General features: G+C 38.9%; 17 protein-coding genes. 14 read left to right on the forward strand and 3 right to left on the reverse strand.

Annotated features, from left to right (window positions below; genetic code table 11):
* Positions 1-26: 26 nt before the first annotated feature.
* Complete coding sequence (gene nirD / locus Q1B07_RS07155) at positions 27-350, forward strand: nitrite reductase small subunit NirD (protein WP_299091240.1); 324 nt, start codon at positions 27-29, stop codon at positions 348-350.
* 288 nt (positions 351-638) lie between these two features.
* Positions 639-2,117, forward strand: a complete 1,479-nt coding sequence (cobA, locus tag Q1B07_RS07160) for a uroporphyrinogen-III C-methyltransferase (protein WP_299091238.1) — start codon at positions 639-641, stop codon at positions 2,115-2,117.
* Positions 2,118-2,570: 453 nt separating this feature from the next.
* On the opposite strand, the gene Q1B07_RS07165 is transcribed toward cobA, so the two are convergent.
* The gene (locus tag Q1B07_RS07165) at positions 2,571-4,112 is read right to left on the reverse strand and encodes an FAD-dependent oxidoreductase (RefSeq protein ID WP_299091236.1); all 1,542 of its coding nucleotides are present in this window, start codon (positions 4,110-4,112) and stop codon (positions 2,571-2,573) included.
* Between the two features lie 231 nt (positions 4,113-4,343).
* On the opposite strand from Q1B07_RS07165, the gene Q1B07_RS07170 reads away from it, so the two are divergent.
* The 6 genes from Q1B07_RS07170 to Q1B07_RS07195 all read left to right on the forward strand — a co-directional run bounded on the left by Q1B07_RS07170 (position 4,344) and on the right by Q1B07_RS07195 (position 9,027).
* Positions 4,344-4,694: a flagellar basal body rod protein gene (locus Q1B07_RS07170; protein ID WP_299091234.1), complete on the forward strand. Its 351-nt coding sequence runs from the start codon at positions 4,344-4,346 to the stop codon at positions 4,692-4,694.
* Between the two features lie 82 nt (positions 4,695-4,776).
* Positions 4,777-5,427 carry a PspA/IM30 family protein gene (locus tag Q1B07_RS07175; protein WP_299091231.1) on the forward strand — a complete coding sequence of 217 codons (651 nt, stop codon included), beginning with the start codon at positions 4,777-4,779 and terminating at the stop codon, positions 5,425-5,427.
* Between the two features lie 326 nt (positions 5,428-5,753).
* The gene (gene liaF / locus Q1B07_RS07180; RefSeq protein WP_299091229.1) at positions 5,754-6,494 is read left to right on the forward strand and encodes a cell wall-active antibiotics response protein LiaF; all 741 of its coding nucleotides are present in this window, start codon (positions 5,754-5,756) and stop codon (positions 6,492-6,494) included.
* The gene (locus Q1B07_RS07185) at positions 6,491-7,537 is read left to right on the forward strand and encodes a sensor histidine kinase (protein ID WP_299091227.1); all 1,047 of its coding nucleotides are present in this window, start codon (positions 6,491-6,493) and stop codon (positions 7,535-7,537) included. Before liaF ends, Q1B07_RS07185 begins: the two co-directional genes overlap by 4 nt.
* Positions 7,530-8,162, forward strand: coding sequence for a response regulator transcription factor (locus Q1B07_RS07190; protein ID WP_299091224.1), 633 nt, complete (start codon positions 7,530-7,532; stop codon positions 8,160-8,162). Before Q1B07_RS07185 ends, Q1B07_RS07190 begins: the two co-directional genes overlap by 8 nt.
* A gap of 28 nt (positions 8,163-8,190) precedes the next feature.
* Positions 8,191-9,027 carry an STAS domain-containing protein gene (locus Q1B07_RS07195; RefSeq protein WP_299091222.1) on the forward strand — a complete coding sequence of 279 codons (837 nt, stop codon included), beginning with the start codon at positions 8,191-8,193 and terminating at the stop codon, positions 9,025-9,027.
* Between the two features lie 72 nt (positions 9,028-9,099).
* On the opposite strand, the gene Q1B07_RS07200 is transcribed toward Q1B07_RS07195, so the two are convergent.
* On the reverse strand, positions 9,100-10,650 hold the full coding sequence (locus tag Q1B07_RS07200) for an ABC-F family ATP-binding cassette domain-containing protein (RefSeq protein ID WP_299091219.1): 1,551 nt from the start codon (positions 10,648-10,650) through the stop codon (positions 9,100-9,102).
* Positions 10,651-11,131: 481 nt separating this feature from the next.
* On the opposite strand from Q1B07_RS07200, the gene Q1B07_RS07205 reads away from it, so the two are divergent.
* Both Q1B07_RS07205 and Q1B07_RS07210 read left to right on the forward strand, forming a co-directional pair.
* Positions 11,132-12,310, forward strand: coding sequence for a nucleoside transporter C-terminal domain-containing protein (locus Q1B07_RS07205; RefSeq protein ID WP_299091217.1), 1,179 nt, complete (start codon positions 11,132-11,134; stop codon positions 12,308-12,310).
* A 293-nt stretch (positions 12,311-12,603) separates the two neighbouring features.
* Positions 12,604-14,781 (forward strand): DNA topoisomerase III, encoded by a 2,178-nt coding sequence (locus Q1B07_RS07210; protein ID WP_299091215.1) that lies wholly within the window; start codon positions 12,604-12,606, stop codon positions 14,779-14,781.
* Between the two features lie 364 nt (positions 14,782-15,145).
* Here Q1B07_RS07210 and Q1B07_RS07215 read toward each other — a convergent pair whose 3' ends face one another.
* Positions 15,146-15,418 (reverse strand): spore morphogenesis/germination protein YwcE, encoded by a 273-nt coding sequence (locus Q1B07_RS07215; protein ID WP_299091213.1) that lies wholly within the window; start codon positions 15,416-15,418, stop codon positions 15,146-15,148.
* A 274-nt stretch (positions 15,419-15,692) separates the two neighbouring features.
* Between Q1B07_RS07215 and Q1B07_RS07220 the strand changes: the two genes are divergently transcribed.
* The 4 genes from Q1B07_RS07220 (at position 15,693) to Q1B07_RS07235 (ending at position 19,862) form a co-directional block, all read left to right on the forward strand.
* Positions 15,693-16,898, forward strand: coding sequence for an MFS transporter (locus Q1B07_RS07220; RefSeq protein ID WP_299091212.1), 1,206 nt, complete (start codon positions 15,693-15,695; stop codon positions 16,896-16,898).
* Positions 16,899-17,015: 117 nt separating this feature from the next.
* On the forward strand, positions 17,016-17,765 hold the full coding sequence (gene nfsA / locus Q1B07_RS07225; RefSeq protein ID WP_299091210.1) for an oxygen-insensitive NADPH nitroreductase: 750 nt from the start codon (positions 17,016-17,018) through the stop codon (positions 17,763-17,765).
* Between the two features lie 214 nt (positions 17,766-17,979).
* Positions 17,980-18,849, forward strand: a complete 870-nt coding sequence (locus tag Q1B07_RS07230; RefSeq protein ID WP_299091207.1) for an ABC transporter permease subunit — start codon at positions 17,980-17,982, stop codon at positions 18,847-18,849.
* Positions 18,849-19,862, forward strand: a complete 1,014-nt coding sequence (locus Q1B07_RS07235) for an ABC transporter permease (protein ID WP_299091204.1) — start codon at positions 18,849-18,851, stop codon at positions 19,860-19,862. The genes Q1B07_RS07230 and Q1B07_RS07235 overlap by 1 nt, the downstream gene beginning before the upstream one ends.
* Positions 19,863-20,337 lie beyond the last annotated feature (475 nt).

A 20,337-nucleotide genomic window follows, 5' to 3' on the forward strand; every position in this document is an offset into this window, starting at 1 on the left:
TTTTGTAAAGAGGGAGGAAGTTGGACATGAAGGAAATGACAAAAACGAAGGTGTATGTTGGTCCCTTTTTGGAACTGCCAGAGCGTGTCGGGAAAACCGTTCAACTGGAAAAGGACAAAGAAGTGGCTGTCTTTAAGCTTTCAAATGGTACGATTAAAGCCATTGAAAATAAATGCCCTCATAAAGGCGGAGTATTAAGTGAAGGAATCGTTAGCGGTGAGCATGTATTCTGTCCGATGCATGACTGGAAAATTTGCCTTGAGGATGGAAAGGTCCAAGAGCCGGATTTTGGCTGTGTCAAAACCTATGAAACGATTATTGAAGAGGGAGAAGTTTTTCTCTTAATTTGATCAGCATAATATAAGTGGCTTTTTTCTAAAATATTGTTGCATTTTAAATAGATTAGAATGTTGAAATGAGGCAATCGGTGATTATCCGATTGCTTCAAATTTCATCTCTAACCTCTCTCTTCAAGAGGCACAATTATTTTGAAATGATAACTTTATCCTAAAAGCAACAAAGTTTATGAATACAGCCTAAAACAAAAAGTAAGGTTAGCATAGAATCGCTATGCATATAGAGAGAGCGCACTTCCCTTACTTTAAAAAGGAAAAAGAAGCTAAGGGAGGAAGAAGAAAATGGGAAAAGGAAAGGTATATTTAGTTGGTGCTGGTCCAGGGGATCGTGAGCTAATTACCCTAAAGGGAATCAAGGCCATTAAACAAGCGGATGTAATCCTGTACGATCGTTTAGTGAACCCAAATCTCCTTGAATATGCACCAACAAATTGTGAACTTATTTATTGCGGCAAGCTTCCTAATCGCCACTTTATGAGGCAGGATGAAATCAATAATACACTAATTGAAAAAGCGTTGGCCGGCTATACAGTTGTCAGACTGAAGGGCGGAGATCCTAGTGTTTTTGGCAGAGTTGGTGAAGAAGCTGAGGCTCTTGCGGATAAACAAATACCCTATGAAATTGTACCTGGGATCACCTCAGGTATTGCTGCTCCTCTTTATGCAGGTATTCCTGTTACACATCGAGATTTCGCAGGATCATTTGCGATGGTCACGGCACACGATAAGTCAAAGAACGGTAAGCCTGATATCGATTGGGAAGGACTTGCAAGAGGTGTCAAAACGATTGCCTTTTATATGGGAGTATCCAACTTAGAGCATATTTGTGACAACCTAATTCGTCACGGAAAAGCGGCGGATACACCGGTCATCGTGATTCGCTGGGGGACATGGAGCAGGCAGAAAAGTGTCGTAGGTACGCTTTCTACCATTGTGGAAAAGGTCAGGGAGGAAAACATTGAAAACCCGGCGATTACCTTAGTCGGTGATATTGTAGCAACAAGAGAAAAAGGCAAATGGTTTGAGAAAAAACCGTTATTTGGACAGCAAATCCTTTATGTTAGTGGAAGTGCTGAAGAGGAAAGCATGGCAAATGGGTTTGCTGATCAAGGTGCTGATGTCATTGAATTTCCTAAGTGGAAAATCGATGAAGGAACCTTGGAGATCACGATTAGAAAAAAGCTGGTAACCTATAAACGAATGCTGTTCACTACTACAGAGGCAGTGACCCATTTTTTCAGCCTTTTAAGGAAGTACAGAATCGACATTCGTCAACTACACGCAAAACTGTTTGTTAAACAGCCATCATCCATTGCTCTGCTGGAAAACTTCGGACTATTCGCAAGCTTTGTAGAAGAGATGGATCATGACGGAAGCTTATTGATCATTGGTGCAAACGAAAATAGTGAACAAAGGTGGAAGCTTGAGAAATATGGTGAACATGATTATGCAGGTGTGTATCAAACGTCAATTGATGAGAAGTATGAAGCCATCATTCGAAGGTCAATTGAGGATGCGTCGATTACATCGATTGTTTTTCCAACAAGCGATGCAGTTCATACATTTATGAAGCAAGCGGCACTATATGGTATTTCGAATCAGTCAATTGATCCAACAATCAATATCACTTGTTTAAGTAAACCGGCATGGCTGGCGGCTGCAAATAATGGGCTTAATCCTGGAATCTATAGTAGCCATAACGATCGACCTTTTGAGGAAGCGTTAGAAAAAAAGACTGATTTAGTCGTAACAAATGGATAAAGAATAAGGCTGTAATCAATAGATGCTCGTCAATGAAAAGGGTAAATCTTATTGATTCAGCCTTTTTGCTGGTAGAATTTCCTAACTGTTACCAGACAAATTAAAAGAATCACTTTTAATAATGGCCATAATGAATGTCATCATCCATTGTACATATTGTTAATATTCGATATCCTCATAATCCTTTGGCTGGGGTACTGGTTGCTCGGGCAAGTTAATGTTGTACTCAGAGAGTGCTTCGGATTTTCTTTGGTAAATCTTCCCTTTGTGGGAATTCACAGATTGTTTAGTTTGATTTGGCTTGTTCATGTTGAATCAACTCCTTATTAACAATGTTGGTTTTAGTTTATCCAGATTAGGGATTAACATGATAAGTGAGGAGTCTATTTTCATTGTTAAAAATAAACAACAAGAGAGACAGTTCCAGATGTCCCTCTTTTATTTGTAACGTATTTAATTCAAATCAACTTTTTTCAATGGTTTCTTAGCAGGTCCTTCAATGACATCACCTTGTAAAGAAAATCTTGAGCCGTGGCATGGGCAGTCCCAAGTACGGTCACCGCTGTTCCATTCAACCTCACAGCCCATATGGGTACAGGTTGTGTCAACTAAGTTGATATTTCCATCTGCGTCTTTATAACAGCCGGCACGTTTGCCGTTTACGACCACGACAGATCCTTCATCATTTCCTATATCTTCAATCCGTTTGTCTGCTATATCAATTTTCCCTTCGATTAAATGACCGGCTACATCTAAATTCTGCATAAGGAATTTTTTGATGCTCGGATCGGCATAAAAACGGGAAGGATCATATAAATCTTTGTACGGATTTTCCCTTTCTAATACAAGATCGGTAAGTAATTTGGCAGCAGCCGTTGAATTTGACATTCCCCATTTTCGGTAGCCTGTTGCAACGAGGATATTTGGCTTATTGGAGGTAATGGCTCCAACATACGGCACTTTATCAAGGGTATAAAGATCTTGTGCAGACCAGCGATATTTGATTTCCTCAATACCTAATACAGACTCCCCGAATTCTTCAAGGGCTTTATAGTGCTTATGTGTTGATGTCCCTTGGCCTGTTTTATGACCATCACCACTAATTAATACAAGCTTTTTCCCGTCCATTGGCGTATATCGTAAGGAACGGGCAGGTGAATCCGCGCTATAGTATATGCCTCCGGGGAAATCGTGCTTCGTTAATACACCTAATACATAGGAGCGTTCAGCATGTAGTTTCGTAAAATAAAATCCTTTCCCATCAAAAAATGGGAAATGTGAGCAGGAGATCGCATACTTGCAAGTAATACGGCGGCCTTCACGGGTAATAATCATTGGCTTTGGCGTATTTTCATCAATATTAATCGCTGTTGTTTGCTCATAGATTTCCCCGCCAGCGTTTGTGATTTCATTTACAAGGCCTGTTAAATATTTTAACGGGTGGAATTGCCCTTGGTTTTTCATGACCAGAACACCCTTACTATCAATTGGTAATGGAATGTCCTTTTTAAATTCACTTGGGATGCCGAGCCTTTGATATGCATTGTATTCCTTCGTAATTTTACGCTCATACTCATCACTTACCGCATACATATAGGCGTCCTCTTCTGTTAAATCACAGTCAATTTTCAACTCTTGAATCGTTTGACGAACAAATTGCAGCGCATCTTCATTCGCGTCATAATATTGCTTTGCTCTTTCTTCACCCATATGCTGAATAAGTTCATCATAGATCAGTCCATGCTGGGCAGTGACCTTTGCCGTTGTATGCCCCGTTGTACCGTTAAGCACCTGGCTGGCTTCGATAACAGCAACCTTAAATCCTTGCTTCGTTAATAAATAGGCGGTAGTAATACCTGTTATTCCGCCCCCTACAATAGCAACATCTACCTCAGTATCAATTTTTAGAGGGGGAAAGCTAGGAAGCGTTGCTGACTTTCTCCAAAATGGTTCTACGTCATATGGCATTTTTCCCTGAGGAAATTCATTGGTCATATCAAGACCCTCCTTTAAAGCAATCACTTTATACATCTAATTTTCACCAAATTCACCTAAAAAAAACCTAAATGCTAAAAAGGTCTGGTTGAAAAAGGAAATTCCACATATATGAAGCACTACGTCTCAAGGCTTAGATGAAAATAAAGCCTGCGCTCGTTATAGGGATAATGAAAAGTAGATAAGATAGAGACATAGAAACGAACACATTGTTGAAAGGAGGAAAAAGACATGAAGAAATTTGGTTACTTACTTTTAGGCGGGGTGGCAGTGATTGTGTTGCTGTCAAATCTTGCCCCAATGATTGCTTTAGCGATTAGCCTTATAATTATGTACTTTGCATACAAAGGCTTTATTAAAACAAACTCAACCTTCAATAAAGTTGTATTAGCGATCATTGGCGTTATTGCATTGTTCGCATCTGCTTCAAATCTGCCAGCTATTTTAGGATTTGTTGCCGTGTATGTTTTATATGTGGTCTATAAAAACTGGAAAAAACCAGCGAAAGCAAAACTTGTCGAAGATGATGATCCATTCACGAATTTTGAAAAAGAGTGGAATGAATTAAAAGGGAATTACTAATTCACTTAGTAACCAATTGGCGGGTTTGCCAATTTGGCAAGGAAATAAAGAGTTCAATATCAACATTAAAGGAGAGAATATAATGGCTAATCTATTTACAAGAATAAAAGATACGATTGCAGCTGATTTACATGAAGCTTTGGACCAAAAGGAACAAAAAAATCCAATTTCAGTACTTAATCATTATTTAAGACAATGTGAGAATGAAACGGAAAAGGTTCGTCAACTGGTAGAGCGTCAATATTTATTAAAAGAAGAGTTTCGCCGTGAGTATAAGGAGGCTGTGAATTTAGCTGAAAAGCGTAAATATCAAGCTGAAATTGCTTCGAAAGCAGGGGAAACAGAGCTTTATGAATTTGCTGTTAAAGAGCAAACATATTATGAGGAGCGAATCGCACGCTTAAAAGAGTCAGGCGAGCAAACAAATCGCCAGCTTGAAGAGTTAGAACAAAAGTATGCTGAAATGAAGCATAAGCTAAAGGATATGCATCTTAAGAGAATGGAGCTAATGGGCAGAGAAAATATCGCCCGCGCGCACCATCGCATGAATAAAGTGGTTGAGAACAATAGCTATTCGACAAAGGCATTCTCCAGATTTGAAGAAATGGAAAGCTATCTTGATCGCTTAGAGCATCAAGTGAATTCTGCCTATCACCGCAATACGATTGATGCCCGCATTGCCCAGCTTGAAAAGCAGCTAGAAAATGAGCAAACCGCTTCTATTTCATCATAAAAAATATGGTATCCTAATAAGGCGTAGGTTTCTGCGCCTTATTTAAAGTTTAAAGTATAACTTTTTGTACTTAGTTTTAGTGTCTAGCTCCAGGCGCCATCGGCTCTTGGGTCTAGTCAAATAGGAATTGAAGGTAAAGAACACCTTCTATTCCAATTCGCCTTATGCTTGTCGCCGAATGCTAAGCGCCTTGCGCATTTCTTAACCATTATAGGAGGTTTCATAATTGAAGAGAAATTTCTTTCTTTCTATTATGAAGCGTCTTATTTGCATATGGCTTACCAAGCTGCTAACGCTTTAGTTTTAATGGAAGGAGGAGACATCTTATGTTGAAAAATATGAAATCAGATTATGTAAACTGGATTCTTTTAATTGGAATTCTCCTTCTTCTGTTAGAGGTTTCGTTTTTTAATGGCGGTCTAATTATTACATTTGTTTTATCGATTGGCTGTATTTATTTAGGGAAGAAGTGGAAGCCGCGAATGATGGGCAAGATCTTCTTTTGGATCGGTTGGATCTGGCTCATTGTAACGGTGTTAAATATGATCACCTTTCGTTACTTTCTCTGTGTTGTTCTTCTGTATCTTATCGTTCAATTTTTCCAATCGCAGAAGCAGCCTAAGCAAATTAAGCCGATCATTGTAGATGATGGGTCTGAATCTGAAACAAGGTCTGACCGTTTTATAAAGCGACAAAAGATATTTGATAATAAATTCTTTGGCAGTCAAAAATCACCGGAACATGTATATGAATGGGATGATGTCAATATTCAGGTTGGAGTAGGGAATACAGTTATCGATTTAAGTGATACCGTATTACCGAATAGCGAGGCGATTATTTCCATTAGAAGCTTGATTGGAAATGTGCAAATTCTCGTTCCTTATGAGGTTGGCGTTCATGTTAACCATTCTATTTTGGCTGGAACTGTAACGATATTACAAGATCAAGAGGAAAGAGTCATTAATGAGCTAATGGTTTATGAAACAGCTGAATATGAACAAGCCGAACAGAAAGTAAAGCTTATCACCTCGATGATTACAGGGAAGCTTGAGGTGAAGCGGGTATGACCATCATGCAGCGGCAAATTCTTATTGGTGCGATTTTTTCGCTTGTCCTATTCCTTCTCCTTTCGGTGTTGTTCTTTATTGCTTATCCTTTGGAAAGCTGGAGTTCACTTTGGGTGAGGACGGTCATGGATTTACCCTTTATTTACATTGTTCCTAGTTTAAGCATTTTACTAGGCGTTTGTTACGGAGGATTTTCGGGATACCTTTGGAAAAAGCAGTTTCATATGGTTGAAACCGCTGTAAGAGAAGTGGAAAAGGGCCGTCCGGTTCCAGATGAACCGCAGGCGGCCATTCCTGAGATCCACGAAATTTGGGTTAAAATTGACAGCATTCAAAAGCATATGCTAGAGCAAACAAAGCTATCGCAAAAGCTGGCAAATGAGAAAGCGGAGGATCAAGAAAAAAGAATCCAGGAGATGATTTCACAGGAAAGAAATCGCTTAGCGCGCGAGCTTCATGACTCAGTCAGTCAGCAGCTTTTTGCAGCCTCGATGATGATGTCGGCGATTACGGAGTCAAGACCATTATCAGACGACAGGGAGACAAAGCAGCTGAAATTAATTGAAGAAACCATTCACCAATCACAGCTTGAAATGAGGGCATTGCTTTTGCATTTGCGACCAGCTGCATTAAACGGGAAATCTCTTCAAGAAGGAGTTCAAGAGCTTTTGGTAGAATTAATGCAAAAGGTTTCAATGAATATTAAATGGAAGGTGGAGCCGATTCCTCTTGATAAAGGGGTTGAGGATCATTTATTTCGGATTCTTCAGGAATCTGTATCAAACACCCTGCGCCATGCAAAAGCAACAAGTCTTGATGTCCTATTAATCAAGCGCGATGATTTTGTGATTATGCGTGTTTCTGACAATGGTGTGGGCTTTGAAGTGGAGGAAGAAAAAACTGGTTCCTACGGATTGCAAAATATGCATGAAAGGGCGGTTGAAATTGGCGGCACGTTGAAGATTGTGAGCTTAAAGAATAAGGGAACCCGTCTTGAGGTAAAGGTTCCTGTACTTTTAAGTAAGGATGATGAACATGATTAAAGTCGTTTTTGTAGATGACCATGAAATGGTGCGTATTGGGGTTTCTGCCTATTTATCTGCTCAGCCGGACATCGAGGTCATTGGAGAAGCGGATAATGGCAAAAAGGGTGTGGAGCTTTGCCTGGATCTTCGCCCAGACGTTATATTAATGGATTTAGTGATGAAGGAAATGGACGGAATTGAAGCAACAAGGCAAATCATTGAAGCATGGCCTGATGCGAAAATCATTATTGTCACAAGCTTTTTAGATGATGAGAAAGTATATCCGGCACTAGAGGCAGGTGCAACGAGTTACTTATTAAAAACATCAAAGGCAAGCGAAATAGCAGGGGCAATTCGTGCTACCTATCATGGACAATCGATTCTAGAGCCGGAGGTAACCGGTAAAATGATGATGAAAATGCGGCAAAAGGATGTAACCCACCCTCATGAACAATTAACAGCAAGGGAAATGGAAATTTTAATGTTGATGGCAGAGGGCAAAACAAATCAAGAAATAGCTGATGAATTGTTTATTGCTTTAAAAACAGCAAAAACACATGTTAGTAACATCTTGAGCAAGCTTGAGGTTCAGGACCGAACTCAAGCAGTTATTTACGCATTCAAACATTCACTTGTAAAATAAACAATACGTTTTGGGAGAGAGACAATACATGCATCGAAACCGTGATTTATATCAATTTTTAGTAGAGAATTCTTGGCAAATGTCAGAAGACTGGTATCAAAAGGTTGATGATCAAGACCCTGAATCCATTTATTCCAGTCATGATCCTAAAATTATTCAAACCTTAAAGGAACAAAATCAGGATTACTTTCTTCACCTGCATACGCTTTTTATTGAAGAAGAATCCCATTTTTTCAGTGAATTTAAAAAATGGTCCGAAGAGCTTGCCAGAGACCAAAAGCATTTAACGACACCTGTCCATTATGTTGTCAGAGAATTTAATAATACGAAGGATGTTTATCTATCCTATATTAAAAAATTCTATCAAGAAAATACGGATAAAATTAGCGTGGATCAATTGCTTCATTGGATTGAAATTGTCGGAAGAGTCGTGAATTTATCGATATACATATACATTGATGAAGCGCATAAAAACACAATAAAACAGCTGGAAGCACAAAAACAAATGATCAATGAATTAAGCTCGCCGATTATTTCCCTCGAAAATAACACGGCCTTATTACCTTTAATAGGCGATATTGATACAGCGAGGGCGAAATTAATTTTAGAGAATACGTTAACCCAATGTGCTGAGAGAAGAATCGAGCAGCTTTGTATCGATTTATCAGGTGTTGCCATTATTGATACGATGGTAGCCCATGAAATTTTCCATTTAATTAGTGCATTAAAGCTTCTTGGTGTAAAATCTATTTTATCTGGCATAAGACCGGAGATTGCGCAAACAGCGATCCAGCTTGGATTGGATTTTGAAGATATAACAACAACATCATCCCTTGCCCGTGCTTTGGAAAGGATAAATGCGTAGGGGTTTATAATACAGAAAAGCAAAACGCTTGGAGATTATTAGTATCCAAGCGTTTCTTGTGTTTAGAAAAACCTATTGCTTCTCCGCCCATTCCTCAATATCCCAAACCTTTGTTACCCAATCCTCATAAAAATCAGGTTCATGGCAGACAAGGACAACTGTTCCTTTATAGGCTTTGATTGCGCGTTTTAGCTCTTCTTTTGCAACAACATCAAGGTGGTTTGTCGGCTCGTCAAATAACAGCCAGTTGCTTTCATTCATTAGCAATTTGCATAGGCGAACCTTTGCTTGCTCGCCGCCGCTTAATTGTGTGAGCGGACGGGAAATATGTTCATTTTTTAAGCCGCAGCGTGCTAGAAGTGCTCTAACCTGGTGCTGATCAAGATGTGGAAAGGCATTCCATACATCATCGATCGGGGTAATCGCTTCGGCTTTCACCTCTTGTTCAAAATATGCTGGATACAGGAAATCACCGCGATTGGTTGTTCCGCCTATTGGCTCAATTTTACCAAGAATCGTCTTTAGCAGTGTTGATTTTCCTATTCCGTTGCAGCCGACAATGGCAATCTTATCACCGCGCTCAATTGTCATCGTAAGCTTAGGCAACAGTGGTCGGTCATAGCCAATTTCCAGATCCTTTGCTTCAAACACATAACGGCTGCTGCCTCTTGATTCCTTAAATTCAAATGTTGGTTTAATCGCTGTTTCCGGACGGTCAATTCGCTCAAGTCGATCTAATTGTTTTTGTCGGCTCTTCGCACGTCCAGTAGTAGAGTAGCGCGCTTTGTTTTTAGCAATAAAATCCTCTTGCTTTTTAATAAATTCCTTCTGTTTTTCATAGGCTTGCAGATGCTGGTTTTTATTAATCTCTGCAAGCTCAAGGAATTTTTCATAGGTTGCCGTATAGCGCGTCAGCTTAGAAAATTCTAAATGAAAGATGACATTGGAGACACTATTCATAAATTCAGTATCATGAGAGATTAATAGAAAGGCATAAGGATATTCCTTCAAATAGTTGCTCAACCAACGAATATGCTCAACATCTAAATAGTTTGTCGGCTCATCCAGCAAGAGTACATCAGGCTGTTCAAGCAATAGCTTTGCAAGTAGAACCTTTGTGCGCTGGCCGCCGCTGAGTGCGGAAACATCACGATCAAGGCCGATCGCATCAAGTCCTAAACCCCTGGCCGTTTCCTCCACCTTCATATCCAATAAATAAAAGCCGCCTGCATCTAAACGGTCCTGAATTTTTGCCATTTCCTCAAGCAGGTCCTCAAGCTCTTCAGGTGTTGCTGAAGCCATTTTTTCTGTTACCATATTTAATTCCTTCTCCTGCTCAAAAAGCGGTAAAAAGGCATCGTTTAAAATATCGCGAATTGTTTTTCCCTTTGTTAAAACCGTATGTTGATCAAGGTAGCCATAACGAACTCCTGGAGTCCATTCGACACGGCCTGTGTCGTAAATAAGCTGCCCTGTAATAATGTTCATTAAAGTAGATTTCCCAACACCATTCGCACCAACAAGACCGACGCGTTCACCTGCTAATAGGCGAAGCGAAACATCTTTAAATAAAGTGCGATCACCAAAGCTATGGCTGAGATTATCGATTGAAAGTAGACTCATTTTTTCTAAACCCTCCAAGAGTAAAAACAGTATCTTGCCTCATTCTACTATTGTTTTAGGCAAAGTGCTACTGGAAATAGATGAAGGTTATGTTTGTTAACTTTACCCCAAATTTTCCATTTAAACAAAAAGGGAGAAAGGGTTTACATATTCAATGAAGTATAATTACAATTGTTGTTAGACATCTTACATCTGAAATATATATATCAATAGAATGACCAATTATTTCGTGAGGTGTTGAGAATAGAAGTCAGACGTCCGATTACAAAAGAAATTAGTGTAGGTTTGCTTAATGGAAGCTAGTCTGCTCGATAAATCATTTTCGCTAACTGAAACGGCGATTTTTTGTACTTAGTTTTTATGTCTAGCTCCGAAGCACAGGCCATGCACTTTTCTTATCAAAGTGATCAATGAGCTGCTGCTAGGGTATTATTTTTGAAAGTTTTACAAAAATAATAATATTAACTATTTGGAGGAGATTATGAAATATTTATTGGGAATCTTAGGTTTAATCATCGTTTTTGGGTTAGCCTTTATAGCAAGTAATAATCGCAAGCAAATTAAATATAAACCATTGATTTTTATGGTTGTCATTCAGCTGCTTCTAGCAGCCCTCCTGTTAAATACAAAGTTTGGATTTATTATTATTAATACAATTGCGAATGTATTTAACAAACTTCTTCAATACGCAAATTCAGGGGTAGAGTTTGTTTTCGGCGGGATCGCAAATGAAGGATCTCAGCCATTTTTTCTTACGGTTTTACTTCCAATTGTGTTTATTTCAGTATTAATTGGAATACTTCAGTATGTTAAAATCCTGCCTTTCGTGATGAGATGGATTGGGTTTGTACTCAGTAAAATTAACGGGATGGGAAAACTAGAATCTTATAATGCAGTTGCTTCAGCAATTGTTGGACAATCTGAGGTATTTATTACGGTTAAAAAACAATTGGATCACCTTCCGGCAAACCGCCTTTACACACTGTGTGCTTCAGCAATGTCAACAGTGTCAATGTCCATAGTTGGTGCTTATATGACTATGATTGAGCCGAGATACGTGGTCACCGCCATTGTCATTAATTTATTTGGAGGATTTATCATTGCGTCCATTATTAATCCGTATACGGTAAATCCAAAAGAAGATTTTTTAGAAGTGGAAGAAGAAAAACAATCTTTCTTTGAAATGTTGGGAGAATATATTTTAGACGGATTTAAAGTGGCAATAATCGTAGGAGCTATGCTGCTTGGTTTCGTTGCATTAATGGCTGCAATTGATAATGTATTTGACATGATGTTCGGCCTTACATTTCAGCAATTACTTGGCTATGTGTTTGCCCCGCTGGCATTTATTATGGGCATACCAGCGTCGGAGGTCGTGTCAGCAGGAGGCATTATGGCAACAAAACTAGTGACAAACGAATTTGTTGCGATGATGAGTTTAGCGGATATGGCCTCGCAATTTAGTGAAAGAACGTTGGGAATTGTATCCGTATTCTTAGTATCATTTGCTAACTTCTCGTCTATCGGTATTATATCAGGTGCAGTAAAGGGGTTAAGCGAAAAACAAGGAAATGTTGTTGCTCGATTTGGCCTTCGTTTATTGTATGGCGCAACGCTTGTAAGTGTCTTATCAGCAATTATTGTAAGTATTATTCTATAAAATGAAGTAGTGCATGATTGGGAAACCTTCTTTTTGACAGGTAGATGTACTACTTCGAATGGATCGATAGAAGTCCCCTTCAAAAGGTCAATAGAAGCTTCTATTTCAATTAAAGTTGGATAAGGAGATTTTCAGCTTTTGAAGGGACTTATCGATACATTTTGGCCCTCAACATGGAAATTGTTAGTTCCCCCCAATAGAAAAGCCTCCCTTTTTAATGAATCGGATTAGATTTCAAGTACAATAACCCCTATAATAGAACAAGGAAACCGGATTTTCGAAAGGATGTTATTATGAGTAAAATAGTCGTTCTAGCTGAAAAGCCTTCTGTAGGCAGAGATTTGGCTAGAGTGTTGAAATGTCATAAAAAAGGAAATGGCTTTTTAGAAGGAGATCAGTATATTGTGACATGGGCGCTTGGGCATCTTGTCACACTTGCTGATCCAGAAAGCTATGGGGATAACTATAAAACATGGCGCTTAGAGGATTTACCAATGCTGCCTTCCCCACTTAAGCTAGTGATCATTAAAAAGACGGGTAAGCAATTTCAAGCCGTTAAATCTCAGCTGGTGCGCAAAGATGTACGTGAGATTGTCATTGCAACAGATGCTGGGCGTGAGGGCGAGCTTGTTGCCCGCTGGATTATTGAAAAGGCGAGAGTGAACAAACCGATTAAACGGTTATGGATTTCATCTGTCACAGATAAAGCGATTAAAGAAGGCTTTCGCAAGCTTAGAAATGGCAAAGAATATGAAAACCTATATGCTTCAGCGGTTGCAAGAGCAGAGGCGGATTGGATTGTTGGATTAAATGCTACCCGTGCGTTAACAACAAAATACAATGCCCAGCTTTCATCAGGACGTGTGCAAACGCCGACCCTTGCGATGATTGCCCAGCGTGAAGAGGAAATTAAGAGCTTTAAGCCAAAAAAATACTATGGGATGAAGGCAATCTCAACAAATGGATTGGCGCTGACATGGCATGATGCGAAAACAAATGATTCGAGAACCTTTACTGAGCAGATCATTGATGAGAAGCTAAAAAACCTGAAAGGAAAATCGGCAACGGTTGTTGACATCAAAATATCTCCTAAAAAAGCGTACGCGCCAGCGCTTTATGATTTAACAGAGCTTCAGCGTGATGCCAATAAACGCTTCGGCTTCTCTGCAAAAGAGACGCTGTCGATCATGCAAAAGCTGTATGAGCAGCATAAGGTGTTAACCTATCCACGAACAGATTCACGCTATTTATCAAACGATATTGTGGATACATTAAAGGATAGGCTTGAAGCTTGCAGAATAAAGCCGTATGCACAGGCAGTTGCCAGAATTTTAAACCAGCCGATTAAAGCAAATAAATCCTTTGTTGATGATGCGAAGGTATCTGATCATCATGCGATCATCCCGACAGAGGAATCAGTGCCATTAAGTGCATTAACTGACAAGGAACGCAAAATTTATGACTTAGTTGTCAAACGTTTCTTAGCTGTGTTGCTCCCTGCTTATCAATATGAGCAAACCGTTGTAACAGCCAAAATTGATGAGGAGCGTTTTACAGCAAAAGGAAAGCGGGTCATAGCCCAAGGGTGGAAGGAAGTTTACAGCGATTATGTAGATGAAGATCTAGAGGATGAGCAAAGCCTCCCTGTTTTGGCAAAAGGTGAGGAGCTGTCGATTACGTCTATAACCAAAACGACGGGTGAAACAAAACCGCCGGCACGGTTTAATGAGGCAACACTGCTTTCAGCTATGGAAAACCCAAAAAGCTTTATGGCTGGTGAGAGCAAAGAGTTAATTAAAACCATTGGGGAAACAGGCGGACTAGGAACAGTAGCGACACGGGCGGATATTATTGAAAAGCTGTATAGCAGTTTCTTAATTGAAAAGAAAGGCAAGGAGATCTTCATCACTTCGAAAGGAAAGCAGCTTCTGCAGCTAGTGCCTGAGGAGCTGAAATCACCTGTTTTAACAGCAGAATGGGAGCAAAAGCTGACAAGGATTTCTAAAGGCTCTTTATCAAAGCAAGCCTTTTTAAATGAAATGAAGCAATACGCTAAAGAAGTAGTGAACGAAATCAAAAACAGCAATCAACGTTTTAAACATGACAATATCACGGGGAGCAAATGTCCTGAATGCAGTAAGCTTCTTCTTGAGGTAAATGGTAAAAAGGGAAAAATGCTTGTATGCCAGGACCGTGAATGCGGCTATCGAAAAGGGGTCTCTAAAGTAACAAACGCCCGCTGCCCGAACTGTCACAAAAAGCTTGAGCTTAGGGGTGAAGGTGAAGGGCAAATTTTTGTATGCCGCTGCGGCCATCGCGAAAAAATGTCCACCTTCCAGGAGCGACGAAAGAAAAATCAAAACAGTAAGGTATCGAAGCGTGATGTTGCGAAGTATATGAAAAAACAGGACAATGACTTTACCAATTCTGCATTAGCCGATGCCTTGTCAAAGCTAAATTTGAAAGAATAGCAAGAAAGCAAAAAGGAAGATATGAAGTGCCAATCATAAAGCGAGACTTATCACGATTAAACCACCACGTTCTGTGGTTCTCGTCTGACTTGGACATTCTGTCCTTTTTCGGATCTTTACGGGCAGTTATCCCTCGCTTATTTTCTTAAAGTAAAGACTTATTTGCTCGCGAGATATATTGATATTCATACTCAACCGGCAGGACAAACGAATGAGCGGGCAATCGCAGGTGCTTGAATTTTGTCGAATGCTTGAATAAATAGAAAAGTTTGCAAGATTGTCTTTAAAAGTTGCAAAATTCTGCTTCAAAATTGCAAAAAAAGTGTCTAGGCCCCCCTTTACCTTGGGCCAGACACTTTTTTTATTAAATCACACTTTTCGGTTTTTTAATCATATTAAAGAACGGAACAATGAATAGGTGGAAGATTGTCATATGGGCAATCACCACATTGGTAAAAAACGATAGACCGAACAAAATATGTCCTGTCATTCCTAAATCGAATGACAAATATGAAATAAACACGATCCACATGCCGATGACGACCGGGATATGGCAAATGGCTAACTTTCTATTTTCTTTCCATAAAAACAACGGAGTTGAACTTGAAATTAAGAGATAGGCGAAAAATACATCCATATTAATCGGCTCCTTTTATATTTAGAATACGCTTTCATATTTGTGTCAAAAAAAAGTACGTTTTGTGAACGTTTTGTTACACTTACTATATCACATGTTGACAAGATAAAAAAGTATAAATTACCCAATTAATAAAAAACGTATGAAGAAGGAAAGAATTTGGTATGTTAAGCAATAAATATTGATGTTTAAAAGGGTTTGCAGTATAAGTAATATGGAGAGCTTTTTCTGTCAAGACACCATTAAAGACAGGGGAAAGAGAAAGGTGGTTTAAATGAAAACCAAAGAGATATCCAAAAAAAAATTACTTAGTATTGCAGGCTTAGCATGGATGTTTGATGCCATGGATGTGGGAATTCTTTCGTTTATTATTGCTGCATTACAAATTGAATGGGATTTAACAGCATCTCAAATGGGATGGATTGGCAGTGTCAATTCAATTGGGATGGCAGTGGGTGCCTTGGTATTTGGAATCATGGCAGACCGGATCGGAAGAAAGAATGTATTTATTATTACTCTGCTCCTGTTTTCAGTCGGAAGCGGTTTATCAGCTTTTGTGACCTCATTAGCATTATTTCTTATTTTACGATTTTTTATTGGAATGGGATTAGGAGGAGAACTCCCGGTTGCCTCAACACTCGTTTCTGAAAGTGTGCCAGCTCATGAACGTGGAAAGGTCGTTGTGTTATTAGAGAGCTTTTGGGCAGGAGGCTGGTTAATTGCTGCACTTATTTCCTATTTTGTAATACCAAGCTACGGTTGGCAGATCGCATTATTGTTAAGTGCATTACCAGCTTTTTATGCGATTTATTTACGTTTAAAGCTTCCAGATTCACCGCGATTTCAAGCAATTAATGTATCAAAGCAAAAGGAATCTCCATTCCGAAAAATCGCAATGGTTTGGACAAAGCCTTATGTGAAGCAAACGACGATGCTTTGGATTTTATGGTTTGCAGTCGTTTTCTCCTATTATGGAATGTTCCTTTGGCTGCCAAGTGTGATGGTGCTAAAGGGATTTAGTTTAATCAAAAGCTTCCAATATGTTTTGATTATGACACTTGCCCAATTGCCGGGCTATTTTGCTGCTGCCTATTTAATTGAACGGACAGGACGAAAATTTGTATTAATCACCTTTTTAATTGGAACAGCTGCTAGTGCATATTTCTTTGGAAATGCAGAAACCCTTCCTTTATTGCTTACTTCTGGAATCTTTTTGTCCTTTTTTAACCTTGGGGCATGGGGTGCGCTTTATGCATATACACCTGAGCACTATCCAACAGAGGTTCGCGGTACAGGAACTGGCCTAGCAGCTTCCTTCGGGAGGGTCGGAGGTATATTAGGGCCTTTGCTGGTAGGTTATCTAGTTGCGGCAGACGTACAAATTCAGACCATATTCTTTATATTCGGGATTTCGATTGTCATTGGTGCCTTGGCTGTTCTCTTATTAGGTGAAGAGACAAAACAAAAAGAGCTTGTATAAGAAGGAAATGCTTTGCAGAGATTAGTTTTGAACTAGTCTCTATTTTTTTCTTCAAGCCATTTAGAATGCAGAAAATGAACACAAGCGGTATTCTATAATAAAAAAGGAGGGTGAGCTTTGAATCAAGTAATCAAAACTATATTGGATCATCGTTCGATTAGAAAGTTTGCGGATAAAGCTTTAACTGAAGAACAAATTAAAACCATTGTACAAAGTGCCCAGGCCGCTTCTACTTCTAGCTTTGTACAAGCTTATTCGATTATCGGTGTTAAGGATAAGCAAAAAAAGGAAAAGTTGGCTGAACTAGCAGGAGGCCAAGCTTATGTAGCTGAAAACGGTCATTTTTTTGTGTTTTGTGCTGATTTTTACCGTCATCAGCTAATTGCAGAAATGTACAATCAAGATTTAGACGAAGTGTTAGAAAGTACGGAGAAATTCATGGTAGCTGTTATAGATGCAGCATTAGCGGCACAAAATGCAGTACTTGCGGCCGAGTCAATGGGTCTTGGTGCTGTCTATATCGGAGGCTTGAGAAATAAGCTGGAAGAGGTTTGTGAGCTGTTAAAAACGCCGGCACGTGTTGTTCCTCTGTTTGGAGTAGCAGTGGGCTATCCGCTTGCCCAGCCTGATCAAAAGCAGCGTTTACCCTATGAGCATGTTTATCATGAAGAAGAATATGAGCAGGATCAAGAAGCATATATATTACAGCTTAAACAATATGATCAAGATATCTCACGCTATTATGAAAAGCGGACAAACGGAAAAAGAAATGATACATGGACAGGACAAATGGCACGTTTATTATCGAATCCAACAAGAATGTATATGAAGGAATTTGTTGAGAGTAAGGGTTTTAATAAACAGTAGTTTAAAGAGGTGACTTTAGGTTACCTCTTTTTTTACCCTTAAAGAGGGAGCATAAATTGTCAGCAAAGATGAAAGTTCGAAGATTAATGTATCAGGGAAACTAGGCAATCGCCGGTGCCTTAAGGCTTGGCGATTGCCTAGTTTCCTTTTTCGGTTAAATACTTTATAAATATAGTATAATTGGTAAAAAAAGGACAACCTTGGGGGTGAAAGGGTGAAAAAAGCGGCTGCACTTTTTCTGCAATTTTTAACAGCATGTATCGGAATTATCATCATTGGGGCACTGCCATCATTATTTGTTGCAACAAACACAGGTGAAGGCCATTTCCATCTGTTAGTCGAAACGATCGGGAAAATCATCTATAGTCTTTTTCATTTTGATCAAATGACATTTTTCATAAGAGGCGAAGAATATAAAGTATATCCATTCATTATAGATGGTGCCTTTTATTCATTAACACTCATCTTTTCTGCCTTGTTTTTAGCTTACATTACATCTGTTTTCTTAACAATTGGAACCATGCAGTGTCCAAAATGGCTTAGAGACAAAATAAAAATGGTGATTTATTTTTTCGAGTCATTGCCAGATATTCTGGTCGTGCTATTGTTGCAACTATTCGTCATTATTTTATTTAAAAAAACGGATGTACTGCTGATGAAGGTTGTGACAGTTGGGGATTCGCGAGCATATGGGTTGCCGATTATCTGTTTAGCTATTCTGCCCGCTATTCAGCTTTTCAGGATCACGCTTCATTTATATGAAGAGGAGCTGGGCAAGGATTATGTTTTACTTGGGAGAGCAAAGGGTCTAAAACACACATTTATTTTAATCATCCATATTTTGCGCAACACAATGATCTCTTTATTTTTCCGTATGAAAGAAACAATCTGGTTTATGCTTTCTTCATTAGTGGTTGTCGAGCTATTATTTGGGATTTTTGGCATCACTTATTATTTAACAACCTATATGATTCCTGAAGTCTTTACCTTTCTTCTTCTGTTTATATTTGTTCCGATTTTTCTTTTTTACCACCTTGTTAAATGGCTTCTAGAAAAGACGATTAAAGGAGGCGAAACAATCTGATGATCAAATTATTTAAACAGCCGCTATTTTTAATTGGCTTTCTCTTTATTACTGGCCTCCTTTGCACTAGCTTTATTTATTCAGAGGTCGTTGATCATAAGGGACGCCAGATTTACCATATCTTTGGCGAAAATAATGAATTAATCGATTCTTCTCCAATTGCACCTAGAGTAGAAGCTCCCCTGGGAACGGACAGACTTGGCTTCGATATGTTAAGCAAGGTGCTAATAGGGGCGAAATTTACGATCATCGCGGCATTTGTTATTGCGACACTTCGAATGGTCATTTCAATACCTCTAGGTTTAATGCTAGGATCATATTTTTCAAGAATACGAAGGTATGTAAATAGCTTAGTTGATGCCTTTCACTTTATTCCATTGACGATTATTGCGATCTATTTATTAGGTCCTGTGCTTGTTCAATATCCAGGAATGAATACTTACACGCTTTTTGAGCGAATGTTCATTGAAGTTATTGTGTTAACTTTATTAACTGTACCGATCTTGACGGTGTTAATCGGAAATGAAACAAGTGAATTATTCAAAGCTGAATTTATTTTAAGTGCAAAAACATTAGGAGGCAGGAAGCCGCATATCATTATAAAACATATTCTTCCCATCTTGAAGGGGCGATTTTTCATCTTATTTGGTCAGCAATTCGTACAAACCTTGCTTGTCATGGCACATCTCGGCTTATTCAATCTTTATTTTGGTGGAACATTAATGTCTCACTCTGGAGCAAATGAGGCGGATCCGCCGCGCTCCATTACAAATGAGTGGTCTGGCCTGATCGGCGGTAGTAAAGAATTTCTGCAATGGGCTCCTTGGATTACTTTTACACCAATCGTCTGTTTTGCGCTAACGATTTTGGCGGTTACGTTTATGGTAGAGGGGTATTCAAGAGTATCTACAGGAAGGCCTGTTTATTTTAAAAAGAGGCGCGAAGCTAAAAAACAAAGGAATCAACCAGTGGAAGCTGATTTTACTTTTCTTAATAAATCGGAGCAACTATAAAATGTTATTTATTAAATAATGTCTTTTAATAGGAGAATAGGGATAATTATGATGAAAAACCTGTGTATAACTTGTGAATAGTGGATAAAAGTCCTAATAGATATTGTGGCGAACGTTTGTACTCACACAAAATGTGGATAGAAATTGTGGATATGTTGATAACTTTTGTGGATAATCTGTTGTTAACCGAAATTTCAGCTGTTAATATCTAAATTTTTCGAGCATATAATTCAAAAATTCCTTAGAATAATAAATTTTTAACAGCTTATTAGAAAGTTACCCACAATTAAAAATTAATTTTAAGTATCGAATGTGTTTTCTTTTAAAGTTTAAAAAAGTATAAAGTTTTGTACTTAGTTTTAGTGTCTAGCTCCAGCGCCTAGCCCCTCGAGGTCATAAGCCACTCATGAATTGAAGGCAAAGAACGCCTTCTATTCATGAGCGTCTTATTTGCCCTAGGCTGAGCAAGGCGCTT

Source organism: uncultured Metabacillus sp. (genome assembly GCF_947503125.1).
Classification (GTDB): Bacteria; Bacillota; Bacilli; order Bacillales; family Bacillaceae; genus Metabacillus.